At 39.8% G+C, this 19,806-nt stretch carries 17 protein-coding genes and 1 riboswitch; of the genes, 13 read left to right on the top strand and 4 right to left on the bottom strand.

What is annotated here, in order from left to right; translation table 11 throughout:
- Window positions 1-2,070 carry a glycine--tRNA ligase subunit beta gene (gene glyS / locus IGK77_RS10365; protein WP_074799535.1) on the top strand — a complete coding sequence of 690 codons (2,070 nt, stop codon included), beginning with the start codon at window positions 1-3 and terminating at the stop codon, window positions 2,068-2,070.
- 60 nt (window positions 2,071-2,130) lie between these two features.
- Here the strand turns inward: glyS and yidC are convergent, their stop codons facing one another.
- Together yidC and IGK77_RS10355 are read right to left on the bottom strand one after the other, a co-directional pair.
- Complete coding sequence (yidC, locus tag IGK77_RS10360) at window positions 2,131-3,069, bottom strand: membrane protein insertase YidC (protein WP_019723692.1); 939 nt, start codon at window positions 3,067-3,069, stop codon at window positions 2,131-2,133.
- Window positions 3,070-3,287: 218 nt separating this feature from the next.
- The gene (locus IGK77_RS10355) at window positions 3,288-3,563 is read right to left on the bottom strand and encodes an acylphosphatase (protein ID WP_034687338.1); all 276 of its coding nucleotides are present in this window, start codon (window positions 3,561-3,563) and stop codon (window positions 3,288-3,290) included.
- Between the two features lie 108 nt (window positions 3,564-3,671).
- On the opposite strand from IGK77_RS10355, the gene IGK77_RS10350 reads away from it, so the two are divergent.
- The 4 genes from IGK77_RS10350 (at window position 3,672) to IGK77_RS10335 (ending at window position 7,414) form a co-directional block, all read left to right on the top strand.
- Window positions 3,672-4,433, top strand: a complete 762-nt coding sequence (locus IGK77_RS10350) for a TrmH family RNA methyltransferase (RefSeq protein WP_071866779.1) — start codon at window positions 3,672-3,674, stop codon at window positions 4,431-4,433.
- 123 nt (window positions 4,434-4,556) lie between these two features.
- Window positions 4,557-5,060, top strand: coding sequence for an HD domain-containing protein (locus tag IGK77_RS10345; RefSeq protein ID WP_071866780.1), 504 nt, complete (start codon window positions 4,557-4,559; stop codon window positions 5,058-5,060).
- Between the two features lie 281 nt (window positions 5,061-5,341).
- Window positions 5,342-5,998 (top strand): FusB/FusC family EF-G-binding protein, encoded by a 657-nt coding sequence (locus IGK77_RS10340; RefSeq protein ID WP_074799578.1) that lies wholly within the window; start codon window positions 5,342-5,344, stop codon window positions 5,996-5,998.
- Window positions 5,999-6,038: 40 nt separating this feature from the next.
- Window positions 6,039-6,106, top strand: a riboswitch (Fluoride riboswitch).
- A gap of 51 nt (window positions 6,107-6,157) precedes the next feature.
- On the top strand, window positions 6,158-7,414 hold the full coding sequence (locus IGK77_RS10335) for a voltage-gated chloride channel family protein (RefSeq protein WP_074799534.1): 1,257 nt from the start codon (window positions 6,158-6,160) through the stop codon (window positions 7,412-7,414).
- 51 nt (window positions 7,415-7,465) lie between these two features.
- On the opposite strand, the gene IGK77_RS10330 is transcribed toward IGK77_RS10335, so the two are convergent.
- Complete coding sequence (locus tag IGK77_RS10330; RefSeq protein WP_074799533.1) at window positions 7,466-8,668, bottom strand: YdcF family protein; 1,203 nt, start codon at window positions 8,666-8,668, stop codon at window positions 7,466-7,468.
- 336 nt (window positions 8,669-9,004) lie between these two features.
- Entirely contained in the window at window positions 9,005-10,312 is a 1,308-nt protein-coding gene (locus IGK77_RS10325) for a serine hydrolase (protein WP_074799532.1), read from the bottom strand.
- A 476-nt stretch (window positions 10,313-10,788) separates the two neighbouring features.
- Here IGK77_RS10325 and IGK77_RS10320 point away from each other — a divergent pair, with 476 nt between their 5' ends.
- From IGK77_RS10320 to IGK77_RS10285, 8 genes are all read left to right on the top strand, one after another.
- Complete coding sequence (locus IGK77_RS10320; protein WP_074799531.1) at window positions 10,789-11,895, top strand: baeRF6 domain-containing protein; 1,107 nt, start codon at window positions 10,789-10,791, stop codon at window positions 11,893-11,895.
- Window positions 11,896-12,272: 377 nt separating this feature from the next.
- On the top strand, window positions 12,273-12,473 hold the full coding sequence (locus tag IGK77_RS10315; protein WP_005875554.1) for a cold-shock protein: 201 nt from the start codon (window positions 12,273-12,275) through the stop codon (window positions 12,471-12,473).
- Between the two features lie 279 nt (window positions 12,474-12,752).
- Window positions 12,753-15,542, top strand: a complete 2,790-nt coding sequence (locus IGK77_RS10310) for a helicase C-terminal domain-containing protein (RefSeq protein ID WP_177187659.1) — start codon at window positions 12,753-12,755, stop codon at window positions 15,540-15,542.
- A gap of 68 nt (window positions 15,543-15,610) precedes the next feature.
- On the top strand, window positions 15,611-16,114 hold the full coding sequence (locus tag IGK77_RS10305) for a cell wall elongation regulator TseB-like domain-containing protein (protein WP_071867476.1): 504 nt from the start codon (window positions 15,611-15,613) through the stop codon (window positions 16,112-16,114).
- 26 nt (window positions 16,115-16,140) lie between these two features.
- Window positions 16,141-17,334 carry a pyridoxal phosphate-dependent aminotransferase gene (locus IGK77_RS10300; RefSeq protein ID WP_074799529.1) on the top strand — a complete coding sequence of 398 codons (1,194 nt, stop codon included), beginning with the start codon at window positions 16,141-16,143 and terminating at the stop codon, window positions 17,332-17,334.
- 30 nt (window positions 17,335-17,364) lie between these two features.
- Window positions 17,365-18,663, top strand: coding sequence for an asparagine--tRNA ligase (gene asnS / locus IGK77_RS10295; protein ID WP_010734979.1), 1,299 nt, complete (start codon window positions 17,365-17,367; stop codon window positions 18,661-18,663).
- A gap of 159 nt (window positions 18,664-18,822) precedes the next feature.
- On the top strand, window positions 18,823-19,458 hold the full coding sequence (locus IGK77_RS10290) for an SGNH/GDSL hydrolase family protein (RefSeq protein ID WP_071867478.1): 636 nt from the start codon (window positions 18,823-18,825) through the stop codon (window positions 19,456-19,458).
- Window positions 19,455-19,799, top strand: a complete 345-nt coding sequence (locus IGK77_RS10285) for a hypothetical protein (RefSeq protein WP_071867479.1) — start codon at window positions 19,455-19,457, stop codon at window positions 19,797-19,799. Before IGK77_RS10290 ends, IGK77_RS10285 begins: the two co-directional genes overlap by 4 nt.
- The last annotated feature ends 7 nt before the right edge of the window (window positions 19,800-19,806 follow it).

The raw sequence follows: 19,806 nt of genomic DNA, 5'->3' as shown, positions 1-19,806 counted from the left end.
ATGGCAAAGGACTTATTATTAGAAATTGGCTTGGAAGAAATGCCAGCGCATGTGGTGACACCAAGCATGAAGCAATTAGAAGAAAAAACAGCAGCGTTTTTAACGGACAATCAATTGACTTACGATGCAATCGAAACATTCTCGACTCCGAGACGTTTGGCGATCAAAGTAACAAATGTGCCGGAACGTCAGGCTGACAGTGAAGAAGAAGTGAAAGGTCCAGCGAAAAAAATCGCATTAGATGCTGAAGGCAACTGGTCTAAAGCAGCTCAGGGATTTGTTCGTGGGCAAGGATTGACGACAGACGATATCACCTTCCGAGAAATCAAAGGTGTGGAATATGTCTATGTGACGAAATATACTCAAGGCAAACCGGCGATCGAAGTCTTGACAGGATTGATCGATGTGATTAAAAGCATGACATTCCCTGTGACAATGCACTGGTCTTCCTTTGACTTTGAATACATTCGCCCGATTCATTGGATCGTGGCACTATTTGGGGAAGAAGTGATCCCGTTTGAATTTTTAGATGTGAAAACTGGACGTGCTTCTCGTGGCCATCGTTTCTTAGGTGAAGATGTGACATTTGCTCATCCAGCGGAATATGAAGAAAAGCTATCTGAGCAATTTGTAGTTGCTTCGCCACAAAAAAGAAGAGCAATGATCATGGAACAAGCGACTCAATTATCAACAAAAAATGATTGGCACATCGATTTTGATGAAGATCTACTTGAAGAAGTCAATAATCTAGTCGAGTATCCAACTGTTTTTGCTGGTGATTTTGAAGAAAAATATCTGTCTGTACCAGAAGAAGTACTCGTGACTTCCATGAAGGAACACCAACGTTATTTTGATGTGCGAAATGCCGAAGGACAACTCTTACCACATTTCATCGCTGTACGAAATGGAGATCGTGTGAAGTTAGATAACGTTATTCGTGGGAACCAAAAAGTACTGACTGCGCGTTTAGAAGATGCGGAATTCTTTTACAATGAAGACAAAAAATTCCCAATCGAACATTATGTCAATAAGTTGAAATCAGTGACTTTCCATGAAAAGATCGGTAGCATATATGAAAAAATGCAACGTGTGCAAGTGATTGCATCTGTTATCGGTAAATCTGTCGGTTTATCAGGGGAAGAACTAGCTGCATTACAACGTGCCGGCGAAATCTATAAGTTTGACCTAGTGACGAACATGGTTGGAGAATTCCCAGAACTTCAAGGAATCATGGGTGAAAAATATGCGTTGTTGCATGGAGAAGATCCAGCAGTTGCGACAGCGATCCGTGAACATTATTTACCGATCGCCAGTGAAGGTGAATTGCCAGAAACAACGATTGGTGCAGTCTTGGCTATTGCCGATAAATTAGACAGCATTTTCTCTTTCTTCACTGTAGGAATGGTGCCAAGTGGTTCAAACGACCCTTACGCATTACGCCGACAAGCATATGGGATCGTTCGGATCATTGAAGCAAAACAATGGGCTTTCCCATTGGTACAATTACAACAAGAAGTGAATGCGGCAATCAATGAAAATCAAGAGCGTTTCGGGTTAGCTTTCGTTCAAGGAAGTGATGTGATCGACTTTATCAAAGGTCGTTTACGCCAACGATTGATGACAAAAGCCATTCGCCACGATGTGATCGATGCTGTCTTGAATGCGAAGGAAAGTAATTTGACAACCGTTTTTGCAGCTGCACGTCTATTGAAAGAACGTTTGCAAGATGAAAACTTCAAACCATCGATGGAAGCTTTGACGCGTGTGATGAACCTAGCGAAAAAAGCCGAAGAAACAACGAATGAAATTGATCCAAGCTTATTTGAAAATGAAGCAGAGCAAGCATTGTACGAAGCAGTTGAGAAAGTGAAAGCTCAGTTTGCGGAACGTACACTTAAAGAGAACTATGAGCAATTAGTCAGCTTAAGACCAGTTATCGATCAGTATTTTGATCAAACGATGGTCATGGTCGAAGATGAAGCTGTCCGTAACAACCGTTTAGCACAGTTGCAACAAATTGCTGACATGGCATTAAGTATTGCTAGTCTGGATCAAATCATTACAAAATAAGACGGATCAAGTGAAAGCTTGAAACAAAAAAAGGTTTGGGATGCGAACATCCCAAACCTTTTATTTTTTACGTTGCTGTTTACCGGCATTTCGACCGTTAGCATTTTTCTTGGTTGCTTGTGTATTGATTTTTTTCGTTGTTTTCGTCGTTTCTTCAGGTGTCACATCTTTGCGAGGTGTCACGACTTGTTTCGGTGGATTTTGTTTCAATTCTTCTGCGACCTGTGCTTTTAAGCGTGGCTTCATGATCACATTGGTGATGAATGTTTGTAGACAACTAAAGATACCACCGACTACCCAGTAAAGGGTCACTCCCGCAGGAGCACTGATCGACATGAAGACGATCATCGCAGGTGAAACGATCAACATGGTGCGCATCGTTTTTTTCTGTTCTTCAGGAATACCGATCGTTGAGATATACCCTTGGATAAGGTAAGCAATCCCGGCAATCGCAACTAAGACCAAACTTGGATTTCCTAAATCGATCCCATAAAAAGTCGATTCACGGATACCCTCTGTATAACGAGCAGTGAAGTACAGTGCTGAGAAGATCGGCATTTGGATCAATAAAGGTAAACAACCGATTCCGCCAGTCATACTTAACCCATTTTCGCGATACACTTGTTGCATCTCCGCTTGCGCAGCCATTTGTTCTTCACGGGTCGTTGCCGCTTTTAGTTTTTCTTGGGCGGCACTGACTTGAGGTTTCAATGCTTGCATTTTTTCAGATTGGATCATTGTCTTTTTCGATTGACTGATTCCTAAAGGTAAAATGATGATTCGCACGATCACAGTCATCAAGATAACAGCCCAACCGTATGACCAGTTGAAATTCTGCACAAGATATGTAATCGCTTGTCCCATAGGATGTACTAATACGCGATAGACGATCCCAGATGTATCAGGGTTTCCTTCAGAGTCCATTCTGACACAACCAGATAAGAAAAGTAAGAGTGTTACAAGACCAGAACCTAGTAACCAATTTTTCCATTTATTCATAAAATACTTCCTCTTTTAAAATTTTTACACAAGCTTAACTATACTAAAAATATAAGAATAATTCAATGAACTTCATAGAAAATTCAAATAATTCCCCTAAGTTTAGCCAATCCTGTGAGGGACAGGGAAGACCAGTAAAAGAACAGACAATTGAAAAAATCATCTGTCAGTAGACGGCAACAACGACTTTCTTCATATGTGCGTTCAAGAAGAGAAATTTAGCCAATTACATCAAATTTCTTTCGTTCTTCCATCATCGGATGTTCTTGTAAGTCGACATATTGGACACGACCACTGGGACTAGGTGATTGCTTGACTTCTTTGATGAACTGATCGATGGTTTCCTCCTCACCAGCGGCTTCGATCGTCACCGAACCATCTTCTTCGTTTTTAACTGTTCCTGTCACGCCTAATTGATCAGCTACTATTTTTGTCATATAACGAAAACCTACACCTTGGACACGCCCTTGAACATTCATTTTAACTTTTTTCATTTGAAGCACCACTCTTTCCTCTATTTGATAAATTTATGATAACGATTTTTTATAAAACTAACAAGCCCAACGATTGATTCCATGCTATAATGAAGTGAGGTGGAAAACGTGAAAAAAATTCAATCAGCAAAAAATCCTAGAATCAAAGAAATAAAAAAATTACATAAAAAGAAGCACCGCGAAGAAGGACAGGAGTACCTGCTTGAAGGGTTTCACTTGATCGAAGAAGCTGTGAATGCCAAAGTCATACCTAAAGAGATCTTTCTGACTGAAAGAGGCTGGTCAGAATGGGGGACATGGGTCGAACAACACACATTGGATTGCTTTTTAGTCACGGATGAGGTGATGGCGGTGATCTCTGATCTACCAACACCACAAGGAATCGTGGCAGTGATGCCGCTAGAAGTTAGCCAGGTGTCAATAGATACAGGAGGCTGGTTGCTTTTAGACAATGTCCAAGATCCTGGAAATGTCGGAACGATGATCCGAACAGCAGATGCGTTTGGTTTAGCAGGTGTGATCTTAGGGAAAGGTTCAGCTGATATTTATAGCACCAAAGTTTTAAGAAGTATGCAGGGAAGCAATTACCATTTACCAGTTATCTCACAAGAGTTAGACGCGCTCATTCCTGAATTGAAAGAAAAAGGATTTGCGATATACGGAACAGAACTCAATGAAGAAGCTGTTTCTCTTCCAACCGTCGTACCAACAAAAAATTATGTGATCATTATGGGAAATGAAGGGCAAGGTGTGCGGTCAGAGTTATTAGCACTAACTGATAAAAACATCTATATCCCCATGAATGGTCATGCTGAATCATTGAATGTCGGTGTAGCTACGGGCATATTGTTGTATCATCTTTCTTCTTGATTAAGGAACTATTAAGCTTTTTGGATTTTTAAACAACCTCACTAGAATATTCCGAACATGAATGATATACTATGTACAATTTCAACGATAAATGAAATTCAAAAAGGTGGCAGATCGAAAATTATGACAGAAAAATGGCGTGAAGACGAAGAATACATGTCTTATATCGAAGATCTATTAGAAACAGAAGCAGTACAAAAATTAGCTGATTATATCCAACATGTACATTCGACAAGATTGGAACACTCGATCAGTGTTTCTTATCATAGTTACAAATTAGCAAAAAAATGGGGGGGAGATGCAAGAGCTACTGCACGTGCAGGACTTTTACATGACCTATTCTATTATGACTGGCGTACAACAAAATTTGATGAAGGCACACATGCGTATGTGCATCCTAGGATCGCTGTGAAAAATGCAGAAAAGATTACTGAACTTTCTGATTTAGAGCGTGACATCATCTTGAAACATATGTGGGGGGCAACGATCGCTCCACCAAAATACAAAGAAAGCTATATTGTGACATTTGTTGACAAGTATTGTGCAGTGAAAGAAGCGGCGCAACCAGTAACGGATACAATGAAACAAAAATGGCAACGATATTTTGGAAAAGAACAGTCGATCTAACTATTTGACCAGCCGAACGAAAACAGTCGAAGGTCCCGATCATGGGAAACCTTTGACTGTTTTTTTGTGGGAAAGTAGTTGACGAAACAAGTTTTATAAGGTTAACTCTTTATTAGGTGAATGTACATAGATGAAAAAAAGCATAAAGGGGGTGATGATAAGATGCCATACGTATCTTATTTAGCAGAGTTCAAGGACTTCAGTTATTAAGCTTACTTTGTTGAAGGACTCTTTTTTCTTCAAAGTAGCTACTTTTGAAAGAAGAAAGGACTCAAAAAATCATGGAAACAACAATCAAAACGTATCAATATTTCTTTATCAAACGAGAAATCGAGCAACTGTTAAATGTCTATCATTCAGTGAATGATAAAAAAACTGTCGCAACCGTTCAAGCATTAGCCACAGAACGAATCAACGAGGTAGTAGAAAATGATCCAAATGTAATCGCCTTACTTGAACCATTTGTGAAGCAAATCATGGACACAAACTTGAAAAAAGAAAAAGCGACAGAATTGCTCGAACGTTTAAAAGAATATGTTGCGCCATTCAAGCAACCATCAAAAATCCAAGTGGAAAAAATATTCCGAAAAGTGAAAAAGTTGAAACACCCAGATTGGCAAACATTGGATCTTAAAGAGCATACTTATGTGGGCTGGAATGATCCAGGTACACAGAAGAAATATCTGCTTTATTATGCAGATGAGCAGCTACAAGGTGTCCATGGCACACTTTCTCCGACGATCATCAAAGGAGTATGCGCGATTTGCCATAAGACTTCGAGTGTTTCGATGTTTCTTTCTACGACAAAATCAGGATCAGATGGCACGTATACTAAAAAAGGAAATTACATTTGTCATGATAGTGATCAGTGCAATCAGCAACTAGTAAAGCTGGCACCATTCTATGAATTTACAGACATCGTGAAGAAAGAAAAATAGCGCCATTGTTTTTCTTGAGAATGTATGATAGACTTTCTGTAAATGAATAGGTGATGGTGTTCGCCTTTAAATGTCGATCGATAGATGACTAATGACGCCTACTAAAAATCGGAGAATCCGTTTTTTTAGTAGGCTTTTTTTGTGGGGAGGAATAGAAAAATGGATCAACGTTTACTTAGTCCATTCAGAGTAGGAGCATATATGTTGAAATGGTTAGTGATCACTGCTTGTTTAGGCGTACTAATGGGAGGACTTTCCGCTTTTTTTCTAAATAGCTTAACCGTGGTGACGGATTTACGAGAAGCACATACTTGGTTATTGTATCTATTACCCGTTAGTGGGGCATTATTTGCATTTCTTTATCAACGATACGGTGGAAATGCCAGTCGTGGGAATAATCTGGTCATTGATCAAGGGAATGGTGGAGAAGAAAAAATCCCGCTTCGATTGATTCCTTTAACGCTTTTCGGTACGATCACGACGCATCTCTTTGGCGGTTCTGTCGGCCGAGAAGGAACAGCAGTCCAAATGGGGGGCGCTTTAGCTGAAAATCTAGCAAGAGGATTAAAATTGAGTCCTATCGAACGAGAGGTGCTGATCATTAGTGGGATCAGTGCGGGATTTAGTTCAGTGTTTGGGACACCTTTAGCAGGCACATTGTTTGGACTTGAAGTATTAGCGATCGGAAAGATGCGAACAGAAGCGATCTTTCCCAGTTTTTTTGCTGCTTTATTTGCTAATTTTGTAACGGAAAGTATTGGTGTCACGCATATCCATTATAAGATGGGGGAAATCCCAGGGTGGAGTCCTGCTCTATTTGGCAAATTGATGGTGGCGGGTATCGCATTTGGCGTGATTGGTTGGGTTTTTAGTCGTTCGATCGTCTTTTTGAAAAAGTGGTATCTGAAATGGTTCAAACATCCAATCACTAGAAATTTTATTGGTGGAGGAATTGTCGTAGTTGTTGCACTGATTTTACAAACACAACGCTACTTAGGACTTAGCTTACCTTTATTGCAAGATGCATTTGCCGGAAAAGCACATGCCTATGATTTTATCGGTAAATTGGGATTTACTGTCCTTTCATTAGGCGCTGGCTATCAAGGTGGGGAAGTAACCCCTTTGTTTGAGATTGGCGCAACTCTAGGGGCAACTTTAGCTCCTATCTTGCATGTTTCGATTCCTTTTCTAGCTGCATTAGGATTTATTGGTGTGTTTTCTGGAGCGACGAATACACCAATTGCTTGTTTTGTTATGGGGATCGAATTATTTGGAGGAGAAGCAGCTAGTTTCTTTTTTATGATTTGTTTGATCAGTTTCATGTGTTCAGGAAATAACGGAATCTACTCCGCACAAAAAGTAATGATCAAAAAAGGGATTTTATTTTTACCAATGAAAAAAGATCAGAGAGAATAGTTTACTGATTGAAAGAAAAAAAGAAGTTGCATGAAGCGCAACTTCTTTTTTTTAGGCGATAAGTGTGATCAAAGCTAGCAATCCAGTCAGTCCAAAGATAGTACCACATACGATCATGTGACGTTTTTTGTGCAACATCAAGATCGCGATATATTCTCTAAGAAAAGCATTCGGCAAATAATAAAAGGCTGTTTTTGCACCAATACCATTGGCTTTTAACTGTGCTTGCTTCGCAAAGAGTCCTGCACGGAAAATGTGGTAATTATTTGAACTGAAAATCGCACGATAAGCGCCACCGCCAGATTCACGATCCATCAATTCTTTAGAGAAACGCATATTTTCTAAAGTGGTTGTTGAATTTGTTTCAACTAAAATGTCTCGCTCTGGAATCCCTTTTTCCAAGGCATAGTTTTTCATGGCAATTGCTTCTGGTAACTTTTCGTCTGCACCTTGACCACCAGACATCAAAAGAATCGGTGGATTGAGCGTAGCATGACTTTGGGCCCAATAAAAGGCAATCGCTTTGTCGATCCGTTTAGCTAGCAGGGGAGAAACACGTTCCCCGTTGATCAGGCCTGCGCCTAACACAATAATATAATTCTGGTTATAACGTGGTCGGTTGAACTGATATAAGAAAGAGACAGTCATAAAATTATAGAAGACAATAAACAGATAAATCAAGATAACTGCTATACCAGAAAGAAGAACATTGATCCACGCTGGCAAGTAATTGATTAAAAATACTGTGGCAACTATATATAGTGTTAATGCAATCCCTAGTAGTAAAGTCAAAAGATTAGCCAGTGAACGTGATTCTCTTTTTAAGACGATGATGCCATTCCAAATGAGAAAGACGACCAAAATATATATACCAAATAGTAAAATCAATAGAGCAGGTACTGCAATCAAAGCAAAAATCCCACCAATAAAGATATTCTGCGTCTCAAAAAGCAAGAGTAATAAATAAGCGCCGAAACTAATCAAAAATAAATTGAAGATCAAACCATTCAGTAGTCGCCTTTTTTCGGTAAAATAAAAAAAAGCAAAGATACTGAAAAAAGCGAGAGGGATCAAGAAATAAAAACTCGCATAAAAGATCTCCAATACAATGAAATACGTAAGCATCAATGCGAATGTCCAAGTACCACAATAAAAGAATAACGCTGGATCTTTTTGTTTCCTGCGCCAGGTGATGATCCCAACCATCCCAACGATATAGAGAATCGAAAAAATCAAATCTCTTGTTAAATTCATAATACCAACTCCTTTTTCTAATCGTGGAGTCATCACTGCGAATGAAAAAGGAAACAGCTGATTAACAGACTAGTGATGATTATTCAACACGAACTGATAGTGTTACTCGCCCCTCATAGACCAACCCTCCAAGTAACAATCTACCATCTACAGTATAACGAAAAATTTGTAAAAATGCTGTTATAAAAAAAGAAAAAATAGAAAATACATTTATTTTCTGTAAGAAGCAGAAAAATACCCAAACAGTAAAGGTTGATGGCGTCTCGTCGATTCGTGAAGAAGAGCCAGCTTTGACTGTTTGGGTAAGTAGTTGATCTAACTATTTGGAATTTTTATTTAGAATAGATTACTGAAAAAATTAGTGACATTGCGCCAGCCAATCACAAAGATGTTCGCTTTTTCCACCGAACTAGCAGTGATGATGTCTGTGCTTGGAGAGGCACCATCTTCTAAGTAACCTAATTGATCATCAGCTAAAGTGATGGTGGCTGTGCCAACCTTTGTGCCTCTAACGATCGGTGCTTCAAGTTCATTATCCTTTACCTTTGTCTCATCAATCTTAGGTGTGATCGTCAATTGACCCGTATCCATATCATTTCTGACCCAGACACTGACTGGGCTTTTTAATACGACATTGACAGAAGTTTCTTTTCCGTTTTTCACATCGATCGCTTTGAGTGAAGGAATGCTTGCGTTTGCTTTACCGATTTCTTTGACTGACCAGTTATCATAGCAATAATCCATCAAGCGAGCCGTCTCGGTGAAGCGAACGCTTGGGTTTTGCTCATGACCTTCAGCATTCAATATGACTGTAATGATGCGTTTGCCATCTCGTTCGATGGTACCGACAAAACAAGCACCAGCAAAATCAGTTGTTCCAGTTTTTAGTCCATCAACGCCTTCTTTGAAGTTGATAAAACCTGGAAGCATCCAATTCCAATTGACCATTTCCACCGGGGATTGTGTGTTTTCACCAAACATTTTTGTTGCAGTGCTCGTCACTTCTAGTACCTCAGGGAAATCGAGTAACAGGTGACGTGCGATGATTGCTACGTCTTTTGCGGACATTTGATTTTCATCTGCCTCGCCAGTCCCTTCTGGACGATTTGCGCCAAGGTAAACATTGTTCAACCCAGAAACATTGACGATCGTTGCATTTTCAATGCCCCATTCTTTTAACTGGTCATTCATGACAGTCAGAAATGCTGTTTCACTACCAGAGATCTTTTCAGCTAAAGCGACCATTGATGCGTTGGCTGATTGGATAAAGGCAGAGTCAAAAAGTTCTTTTACAGTATAGGTATTCTCCTTATGTAAGGGAACATTCGATAAATTAGGTGCGATGCTTAATGTTTCAGCATAATCGGAGATTGCCACTTCATCATCCCAGGATAATTTTCCTTCTTTGACTTGGTCAAGTACGATGTACAACCCGATGATTTTTGAGATTGACGCGATCCCCATTGTTTTTTCTCCGTCTTGGTCGTATAAAATTTTTCCGCTTGTTGCATCCACAGCAAAGGCTGCTTGGGAATTCACAGAAAATGCTTCATCGGCCTGTACGGATAAAGTTGGCAAGAATGATCCTAACGTCAAAAGAAGCGTTGCCAACAGTAAAGCGAAATGTTTTTTCTTAGTGCCCATGTCCAATCTCCTTGTTTTCTAATTTGATTTGCTACAAATTAAAATTTTATCAGAGAGTGTGCGTAGTTTCAATCTTTCTGAAAAAAACTTTAGATAAACCAAACGAACACAAGAGGATAGTTAGCGTTGATTCTTTTTGACTCGCACAGGTTGAGCCTCGGGTTCATTTAGACGAAAGGCAGTGAATACAAATAGAGCAGTCATACATAGTAAACTAAATATCATCAATAATTGCATAAAAACACCTCGATTTCTACTTTTCTTAATGTTATCAGTTAGGTATGAATAATTTCGCTGTGAAATGTAACGAATCATTGATGAAATTTTGAAGAATAGTTGAAGAAAACAAGCCTTAGTTAGAGATGAGATTGAAAACGTTTTTTTGTCTAGGGGTCATTTTGTTTTATGGATAAAAATGGTTGTGGTAGACTTTAGTTAGTAGTATTGAAGAAATGATTTTTAGGAGGGGTACGTTTATGGCGAAAAAGGATAGAGAGTTACTGTCACAACTGACTTCAGAAGGTGCCAAAGGACCATTTATTACTATTATGCTAAACACTCACGTTGCACATCAAGATGTGGAAAAAGATCAGATCAAATTCAAGAACTTTGCAAAAGAAGCAAAAAAACGTTTTGAAAAGAAATATGCGGAGCATGATTGGTCGATTTTTCAAAAAAAGATCGATCAACTACTAGAAGATGCTTCATTTTGGCGCAGTGCCACTGCGAGTGTCGCGGTGATCCTGTCTCCTGAAAGTACCATTGTTCATCGTTTGAGCATTGCAGTAGATGATCAATATTATGTAAGTGATCTACCTTATTTATTAGCGATCATCAAAAATGGACATTTTAACTACTCGTATTATTTACTGGGATTGAATCGTGATTCAATGAAGCTTTACGAAGTAAGCAACAAACAAGTAAAAGAAGTTGATCTACCCGAAGGAGCACCAACAGATGTGGTGATAGCTTTAGGCTCTGAGTTGACAGGTGGAGGTATCAACTACTCGTCAAATGGTAGTGAAGGCTCAACATTCCATGGGGTGAACCCGAAAGACGAAGAAGTTGAAATTGACTGGATCAATTATTATCAAGCGGTCGATGAATTTCTTAAAGACAGCTTGGATAATCCTGAAAAATGGCCTGTGTACTTGTACGCTTTGCCTGAAAATCAAACAATGTTCAAAAAAGTGGCAAAAAACCCTTATTACCGTTCAGATGTGGCGATCTCAGCTTCACCTGCCCAATTATCTTTAAAAGATATCGAAGCAGGTGCGAAGAAACTTTCGGATGAACTGGCAGCGAAGGAAGCAAGTAGCTACAATCAATTGTTAGATAAAAAATTCTTGGATCAACTAGTGGACATCGTGCCAGCAGCGAAAGAAGGGAAGATTTCTCACTTATTTATCGCAACCTCTAATCTGGCTGACGGATTTGGTGAAGACCCAGAAACAGAATACGACCGTCGACAAGTGTTGAATCAACTGGCTGACGACGTGATCACTAATGGCGGACAAGTCTTTATCTTGGATCAAAAAGATGCGCCTGACGAAAAGAGTTTGACTGCGATATTGCGTTATTAGTCTCTAGGAACAGTACCTAGAAACGATTGGTCATCCATTTAATAAGAAAGGAAAAGCCATGCAGATCATTTACTTGATTTCGTGGCTTTTTCTTATTTCTCAGAAGAGAAAGACGAGAAGATCAGCAAGTTGAAAAGTGAATTTTTTTTTAAGTGTAAATTAAAAACGTTCGTTTTTTTTGGAGAAATAAGCAAAAGAATGAAAAAAAAATAAAAAAAGTCCAAAATTTACTAGCTAAACTGTAATTAATGTGCTACAATAACTATGTAGTTTTTGTTCGGTAATCTTGGTAGTTTGTTTCAAATAAACATCTTCCAGATATTCACCATTCAAGTAATTGCAAAATATGTGTTTGATACACAAGGAGGATTTTTATTATGGAAACAGGTACAGTGAAATGGTTTAACTCAGAAAAAGGTTTCGGTTTCATTACAGCAGAAAACGGTAACGATGTATTCGTTCATTTCTCAGCTATCCAAGGTGATGGATTCAAAACTTTAGAAGAAGGCCAAACAGTAAACTTCGATGTTGAAGAAGGTCAACGTGGCCCTCAAGCAACTAACGTTGTTAAAGCTTAATTAACCCACTACTAAATAAAAGCTCAGTCTGCTAGTTCCTAGCGGTCTGGGCTTTTTTGTGTTTTCTTTTCATATGCTCTGATTCTCTACACCTTAGACATCGCCTTGCATGGTTGGATGAGTGATAACGAGAGAAGGAGGCTGGAAGTGGACTTACTGTTTCTCTTAGTGGCAAAGATAACAACAGACGTATGCTTTAGGTTGATTTCCTAAGAATTTTCAAGTGATTTGTAGTATAATTTCAAAAGAAGACTAGAGGGAAGAGAAGAGGAAGATATGTTGAAACCGAAAACTTATGCAGTCGTTGATATTGAAACGACTGGGACAAATCCAAAAGAAGATCGCATTATCCAATTTGGATGTGTCATGATCGAAGATGGGCGGATCACCTCTCGTTATTCGATGGATATCAACCCTGGGCGAAAAATCTCAAAACAGATCCAGCATTTGACAGGGATCACCAATCAACGTGTCCATCGTTCACCCTATTTTGAAGATGTAGCACAAACGATTTACAACCTTCTAGCGGATACTATCTTCGTGGCGCATAATATTTATTTTGATTATCAGTTTTTGAATCATGAATTGACTCGCTGTGGCGTACCTAAATTAAAGATTCCGGGAATCGATACGGTCGAGTTGGCACAGATATTTTTGCCGACCGAACCGAGCTTTCGTTTAGCTGATTTGTCAGAAAGTCTGGGTTTTATCCACGATAACCCCCATCAGGCAGACAGTGATGCAGAAGTGACAGCACAGTTGCTCTTACTGATTGAAGAACGGATGCGTCAGTTACCTTTAGTGACGCTTGAACAGATCGTGAAACTGAGCAAGCATACAGGGATGGATACCAGATTATTCATCGAACAAATCACCAACGAACTGAGAAAGCAGCCACCCCCTTTATCCGATGAACTGGAAATCATCGAGGGGATCGCCTTACAAAAAAAAGAAGTCGAACTGTTTTCAGAAGTTTACTATGGCCATAAAGATTATCCAAGAAAAAAACAAGCGAAAGAAAAAATATTTGGAAAAACGTTGATATATCGTAAAGAACAAAATCGTTTGATGAATGTTGTCTATGATCATTTTACCAAAGATGAATCGAAAAATTTGATGATCGAAGCAGCGACTGGTATGGGTAAGACGATTGGTTATCTATTGCCTCTTAGCTACTTAGCCACACCGGAGAAGCCGGCAGTTATCAGTACGGTATCGCTTGTTTTACAAGAGCAGATCATGGAAAAAGATATTCCTTTGTTAAACCAATTATTCGACCAACCGATCCAAGCGACGATTATCAAAAGCTACCGCCATTATCTCGATTTGCAACGGTTTAAAGCCACACTACTTGAGCCAAAAGAGCAAAAGCAGTATGCACTCTATCAAATGACGGTTCTTGTCTGGCTGACACAGACGAAAATAGGAGATTTAGATGAGTTGCATCTAACGAATTTGAATCATGCCTTTTTTACAGATGTTTCGCATCGCGGGCTTGACTTTTTAGCGAAAAAACAAGCGTTCTATGAACAAGATTTTATTCGATTCTTGCATCGACAAATCAAGCAAAGTAACTTCTTGATCGTCAACCATGCTTTTTTAGTCCAAGAAACACAAAGAAAGGCACCGTTGTTGCCTGAAAGTCCTTATTTATTGATTGATGAAGCACATCATTTGCCTGAGATTGCTGAAAAAGTCAATGATCAACGATTCAGTTTGAGCTATTTTAACAAGGAAGTACAATTATTCGAAGAACCTGACCGTTTGTTCGATCGCTTCAAAGGCTATCTTCCAGCCAATCATGAAGGCCAGCGCTGGCTTGATATCTACAAAGAAGAGTTGTCTGCGCTTCGTGAGGCACAGCTTTGTTTAGCTGAAGGGCTACTTGAGATCGTACCTCAACAAAAAAGACAAACTTACCCGGAAGAAGTCATGATCATGAAAGAGGACTTGGATAAATTATCTTTTGAAGCAAGTACAGCCATTGACCATCTTCATCTTTTTTACCAAGAAATAAAGGAATTGCAGTACAGGATCCGTTCAGGGTTAGAGGTGCTTCAAGAAAGTTGGACGAAGCAAATGCGTGTCGATCTTGCAAGTTTGTATGCTTTATTTGATCGTTTAGATCAACAAGCAAGTTTTATGGAAGAATGGTTGGAGAATTGGCAAGAAAGTTTAGTCCATTGGTTCGTTCCGGGTGCCACCCCTCAGCAGACGATGTTCCATCTCCACGATTTCACTGCCGCACTGATCCCAAACACAGTTTGGTATCAGCGCTATGAACGGATTTTATATATAGGTGGGACATTAAAAGTAGGTCCAGATCGTCAATATTTAGCGAAACGATTAGGAATTGAAGGAACTCCGCTGAAAGTCATTGCCTCTCCTTATGATTACGAAAAACAAGCACGGATCTTCGTACCAAAAGAAGCACCAGAGATCAATCAATTAAGTGGTACAGCATATGTCGATTATCTAACGGATGTGTTATACCAGTTGATCAGACAAGAAAAAAGACCAATCCTGGTTTTGTTTACCTCTCATGATGTTTTACAAAAGGTATATCAACGAATGCATTTGACAATGCTTGAACAAGGAAGAGAGATTTTAGCTCAAGGAATCGGTGGCAGTCGTGAGAAACTATTGAAACGCTTTGTTCTTTCTGAAATGAGCGTACTATTCGGTGCAGATAGTTTTTGGGAAGGCGTCGACCTGCCAGGAGATGCGTTACAATTAGTCGTCATTACGCGACTGCCATTCGATCATCCACAACGTCCGATGGTCAAAGCGAGAAATGCGTATTTAGAATCAGAAGGCATCAATCCTTTTTATCAAGAATCCTTACCAAAGGCAGCATTGAAGGTCAGACAAGCTTTAGGTCGTTTGATCCGTTCGGAAACGGACAAAGGCGTCTTGCTGATTTTAGATCGACGATTGGTGACCGCAAAATATGGCGCGAGGATCATTCATGCTTTACCTAAAAAAATACCTGTCCAAGAGGCGCCTTTTGAACAAATTTGTGAGGATATCCATGATTTCTTAAACAAAAACGAAGAAATTAAGCCATGATCGAGGACTATTTTCACCTCGAAATCTGTTATAATGGACATCAATGAAAAAAGAAGGAGCGACAGTCCTTGAAGAATCAGACAAACAAAGAACATACGATCAATCGCGTGTTATTAGGCTTGATCATCGCTTTATTAGCAGTAATCGTGATCAGCACTATTTTTTATCTGCGTGCGACACGCCCAATGACGCAAGCGAAACAAGAGGCGACAAAGCTAGCTGAACAATATGCAAATCTCGAGGAAGTGGACCAATTCTATTGGTTTACTCGAGAAGCCACTTATTTTTCATTAACAGGCCAAAACGATAAAGGGCAAGATATTGCAGTGATCATTCCTAAATCAGGTGAGCGAGTAAAAGTTTTAGAACAAAAAGCAGGATTGACCGAAGAAGCTGCCCGCCAAGAAATCAGCCAGAAGCATCCCGATCAACAAGTGGAAAAAGCTTCCTTAGGGATGTACAAAGATGAACCAGTATGGGAAGTCATTGCCAAAACGCCAGATGACCAGTTGAATTATTATTTAATTTCTTTTGAAACGGGAGAGGAAGTCAAAGTCATCAGCGGGATATAGAAAAGACGGATGAAAGGGTAGATTGGATGAAACAGTCAAAAAGAGTGGAACGCTTAGAGCCTTCCGTAACACTAGCAACTGCAGCAAAAGCAAAGGCATTGAAAGCACAAGGGAAAGACATTATCAGTTTGACCGTAGGAGAGCCTGATTTTGCTACACCTGAAAATATCCAAGAAGCAGCGATCGCAGCCATCAAGAATGGAAAAGCAAGTTATTATACGCCGACAGCGGGTATTCCAGAATTAAGGCAGGCAATCGTTTCGTATCTGGAAACCTATTATGGATTGACTTACGATGCTTCTCAGACGATTGTGACAGACGGGGCGAAATTTGCCCTTTATGCCTTATTCCAAACGATCCTAGATCCAAAAGATGAAGTCATCATTCCAGTGCCTTATTGGGTGAGCTATGGGGAACAAGTCAAGTTAGCAGAAGGTGTCCCTGTTTTTGTCACGGGTCAAGAAGTCAATGATTTCAAAGTGACCCTTGAACAATTGGAACAAGCACGTTCTTCCAAGACAAAAGCAGTCATTATCAATTCTCCTTCCAATCCGACAGGGATAATCTATACAAAAGAAGAACTACAAGAGATTGGTGAATGGGCAGTAAAAAACGATATTTTAATAGTTGCTGATGATATTTATGGCCGATTAGTTTATAATGACAATGAGTTTACTCCAATTGCAACGATTTCAAAAGCAATACGTGAACAGACGATAATCATCAACGGTGTATCAAAAACCTATGCAATGACAGGCTGGCGTATCGGATACGCGGTCGGCGATCAAAAAATCATTGATGGGATGATTGCGATTGCGTCACAATCAACTAGTAACCCAACTGCAGTCAGTCAATATGCGGCTGTGGAAGCACTACAAGGGGAACAAGATACCGTTGAAGAGATGCGCAAAGCATTTGAAGAACGTCTAGACATCGTATTTCCGCTTGTTGCTGATTTGCCCGGGGTGTCGGTCAAAAGACCACAAGGCGCATTTTACTTGTTTCCGAATGTGAAAGAAACGTTAGCGATATGTGGCTATGAACAAGTGACTCCGTGGGTCGAAGATCTACTAGAAGAAGCAGGGGTTGCTCTAGTTACAGGTGAAGGTTTCGGCGCACCGGAAAATGTTCGTTTGAGTTATGCGGCGAATCTAGCAACGTTAGAAGAAGGAATCCGACGAATCCAACGTTTTATTGAGAGTAAAAGTCAAAACGAATAGAAATTATTATAGGACAAAGGAGAATTTTACGTGGAACAAATTCAAATCATCGATTCAAAAAAACATGTAGGCGAAACAGTAACGATCGGTGCTTGGGTCGCTAATAAGCGTTCAAGTGGGAAAATCGCCTTTTTACAATTGCGAGATGGGACAGCATTCTTCCAAGGAGTTGTCGTAAAAAGCGAAGTGCCTGAGGAAGTTTTCCAAATGGCAAAAAATCTTTCTCAAGAAACATCGATCCTTGTGACAGGTGAGATTCGTGAAGACAGCCGTTCTAAATTTGGCTATGAGATCGGGATCACGAACATTGAAGTAGTAAGTGAAAGCCATGATTATCCGATCACACCAAAGGAACATGGAACAGATTTCTTGATGGATCATCGCCATTTATGGTTACGTTCTTCTCGCCAACACGCAGTGATGCAGATTCGAAATGAAATCATCCGTGCAACCTACGAATTTTTCAACAACAACCAATTCGTTAAAATCGATCCACCGATCTTGACTGGTTCTGCGCCAGAAGGAACAACCGATCTATTTGAGACAAACTACTTTGACCAAAAAGCATATCTGTCACAAAGTGGCCAATTGTATATGGAAGCTGCTGCAATGGCATTTGGTAAAGTATTTTCATTTGGACCAACTTTCCGTGCTGAAAAATCAAAAACACGTCGTCATTTGATCGAATTTTGGATGATCGAACCTGAAATGGCGTTCACGCATCAAGAAGAAAGCTTAGAAGTACAAGAACAATATGTTGCTTTCTTAGTTCAAAGTGTATTAGATAACTGCGAGTATGCTTTAGACGTCTTAGAACGTGATAAAGAAGTATTGAAAACTTATACTAAATTACCTTTCCCACGTATCACGTATGATGATGCTATCGAGTTATTGAAGAAAAATGGCTTTGACGATATCGAGTGGGGCGATGATTTCGGTTCACCACACGAAACGTTCATTGCGAACTCATTTGAACAACCAGTCTTTATCTTGAACTATCCAAAAGCGATCAAACCATTCTATATGAAACCACATCCAACAAGAGAAGATGTCGTGATTTGTGCAGATATGATCGCACCTGAAGGATATGGAGAGATCATCGGCGGAAGTGAACGTGCGACTGACTATGATTTCTTACTTGAACAAATCAAGAATCATGGCTTAGACGAAAAAGAATACTCATGGTACCTAGATCTACGTAAATACGGATCTGTTCCACATTCTGGTTTCGGCTTAGGCTTAGAACGTACAGTGACTTGGATCTCAGGGATCGATCATGTACGTGAAGCAATTCCATTCCCACGTTTGTTAAATCGTATTTACCCATAAGAAATAAGACGCGTTCCACGAAAATCGTTCATCGGATTTTCGTGGAACGCATTTTTTTAAGAAGTAGTTATAAAATCACTAATGTTCCATTTCCTTCTTTCTTTGGCTAGACGTGTATGGGATAATAACGTAAAAGTAGCATGGAAAGTAGGGGATGAGATGGAACAACGACTTTTATTCATTGGAGATAGTATCACAGATGCGGGTAGAGAAACTGACGATCTCGGTCATGGCTATGCACTGTTAACAGCAGCAAAATTGGCTGCGAGTGATCCAGAAAACACGTGGACATTCGTCAATCGCGGAATCGGCGGAAATAAGTTGGCAGACCTCAAGAAGCGCTGGCAAGCAGACTGCATCGATTTGAAACCTGATATCGTCTCAATTTTGATCGGCATCAATGATACATGGCACAATGTAGGCGAGCCTGAAGCATTTGCGACAAAAGAATCCTTTACTCGTTTTGAAGCAGATTATCGGTATTTACTTGATCGTTTAGTGGAAAGTGGCATCAAAAAAATCGTCTTGATGGAACCATTTGTTTTGCCAGAGCCTGAAGATCGGAGAAGTTGGCGTAGTGATCTTGATCCAAAGATCCACTTGATTCGTCAACTAGCAAAAGAATATCAAGCAGTTTTTGTCCCGTTAGATGGAACGTTGAATTCTTTAGGCATCTCATATGGCTATGAGAAATACACAGGGGATGATGGTGTCCATCCGACACTACTGGGTCATGAAACGATTGCCAATATTTGGATAGAAACGGTCAAAAAAAGAAAAGAGTGGTTTGAATGATCATTCGGCCAGCAACCGAAGCAGATCTACCGATGATCAATACGTTGATCAGGCAACAAGAAAATCGATTCTTGGAGGAACTAACGTTGCCAGATATAAACGATCCATTGAATATATCGTTTATAGCAGCACAAGATGACGCAGAAAAACCAATGATTTTCGCTTTTGGACAAGCGAGACAAATCGAAACGACTGACGCAGATCAGCAAACTGGTGAACTGATTCAAACGATTTTTGTAGCAGTCGATCATGAAAGAACCGTAGCCGCTCAGTTTATGGAGCAGTGGTTATTAGAAGCAAAAAAACGTAAAATCAAGAGAGTCGATTTCAATAGTTTTTAACGTAAGG

Source organism: Enterococcus sp. DIV0806c (genome assembly GCF_051710905.1).
In the GTDB taxonomy this organism is placed as follows: domain Bacteria; phylum Bacillota; class Bacilli; order Lactobacillales; family Enterococcaceae; genus Enterococcus_B; species Enterococcus_B mundtii.
This window is presented reverse-complemented; position numbering and strand designations above follow the sequence as displayed.

Excerpts from the sequence above, each read along its gene's own strand:
- glyS (WP_074799535.1), top strand. The coding sequence starts at position 1 with ATGGCAAAGGACTTATTATTAGAAATTGGCTTGGAAGAAATGCCAGCG.
- yidC (WP_019723692.1), bottom strand. The coding sequence starts at position 3,069 with ATGAATAAATGGAAAAATTGGTTACTAGGTTCTGGTCTTGTAACACTC.
- IGK77_RS10355 (WP_034687338.1), bottom strand. The coding sequence starts at position 3,563 with ATGAAAAAAGTTAAAATGAATGTTCAAGGGCGTGTCCAAGGTGTAGGT.
- IGK77_RS10345 (WP_071866780.1), top strand. The coding sequence starts at position 4,557 with ATGACAGAAAAATGGCGTGAAGACGAAGAATACATGTCTTATATCGAA.
- IGK77_RS10340 (WP_074799578.1), top strand. The coding sequence starts at position 5,342 with ATGGAAACAACAATCAAAACGTATCAATATTTCTTTATCAAACGAGAA.
- IGK77_RS10335 (WP_074799534.1), top strand. The coding sequence starts at position 6,158 with ATGGATCAACGTTTACTTAGTCCATTCAGAGTAGGAGCATATATGTTG.
- IGK77_RS10330 (WP_074799533.1), bottom strand. The coding sequence starts at position 8,668 with ATGAATTTAACAAGAGATTTGATTTTTTCGATTCTCTATATCGTTGGG.
- IGK77_RS10325 (WP_074799532.1), bottom strand. The coding sequence starts at position 10,312 with ATGGGCACTAAGAAAAAACATTTCGCTTTACTGTTGGCAACGCTTCTT.
- IGK77_RS10320 (WP_074799531.1), top strand. The coding sequence starts at position 10,789 with ATGGCGAAAAAGGATAGAGAGTTACTGTCACAACTGACTTCAGAAGGT.
- IGK77_RS10315 (WP_005875554.1), top strand. The coding sequence starts at position 12,273 with ATGGAAACAGGTACAGTGAAATGGTTTAACTCAGAAAAAGGTTTCGGT.
- IGK77_RS10300 (WP_074799529.1), top strand. The coding sequence starts at position 16,141 with ATGAAACAGTCAAAAAGAGTGGAACGCTTAGAGCCTTCCGTAACACTA.
- IGK77_RS10290 (WP_071867478.1), top strand. The coding sequence starts at position 18,823 with ATGGAACAACGACTTTTATTCATTGGAGATAGTATCACAGATGCGGGT.
- IGK77_RS10285 (WP_071867479.1), top strand. The coding sequence starts at position 19,455 with ATGATCATTCGGCCAGCAACCGAAGCAGATCTACCGATGATCAATACG.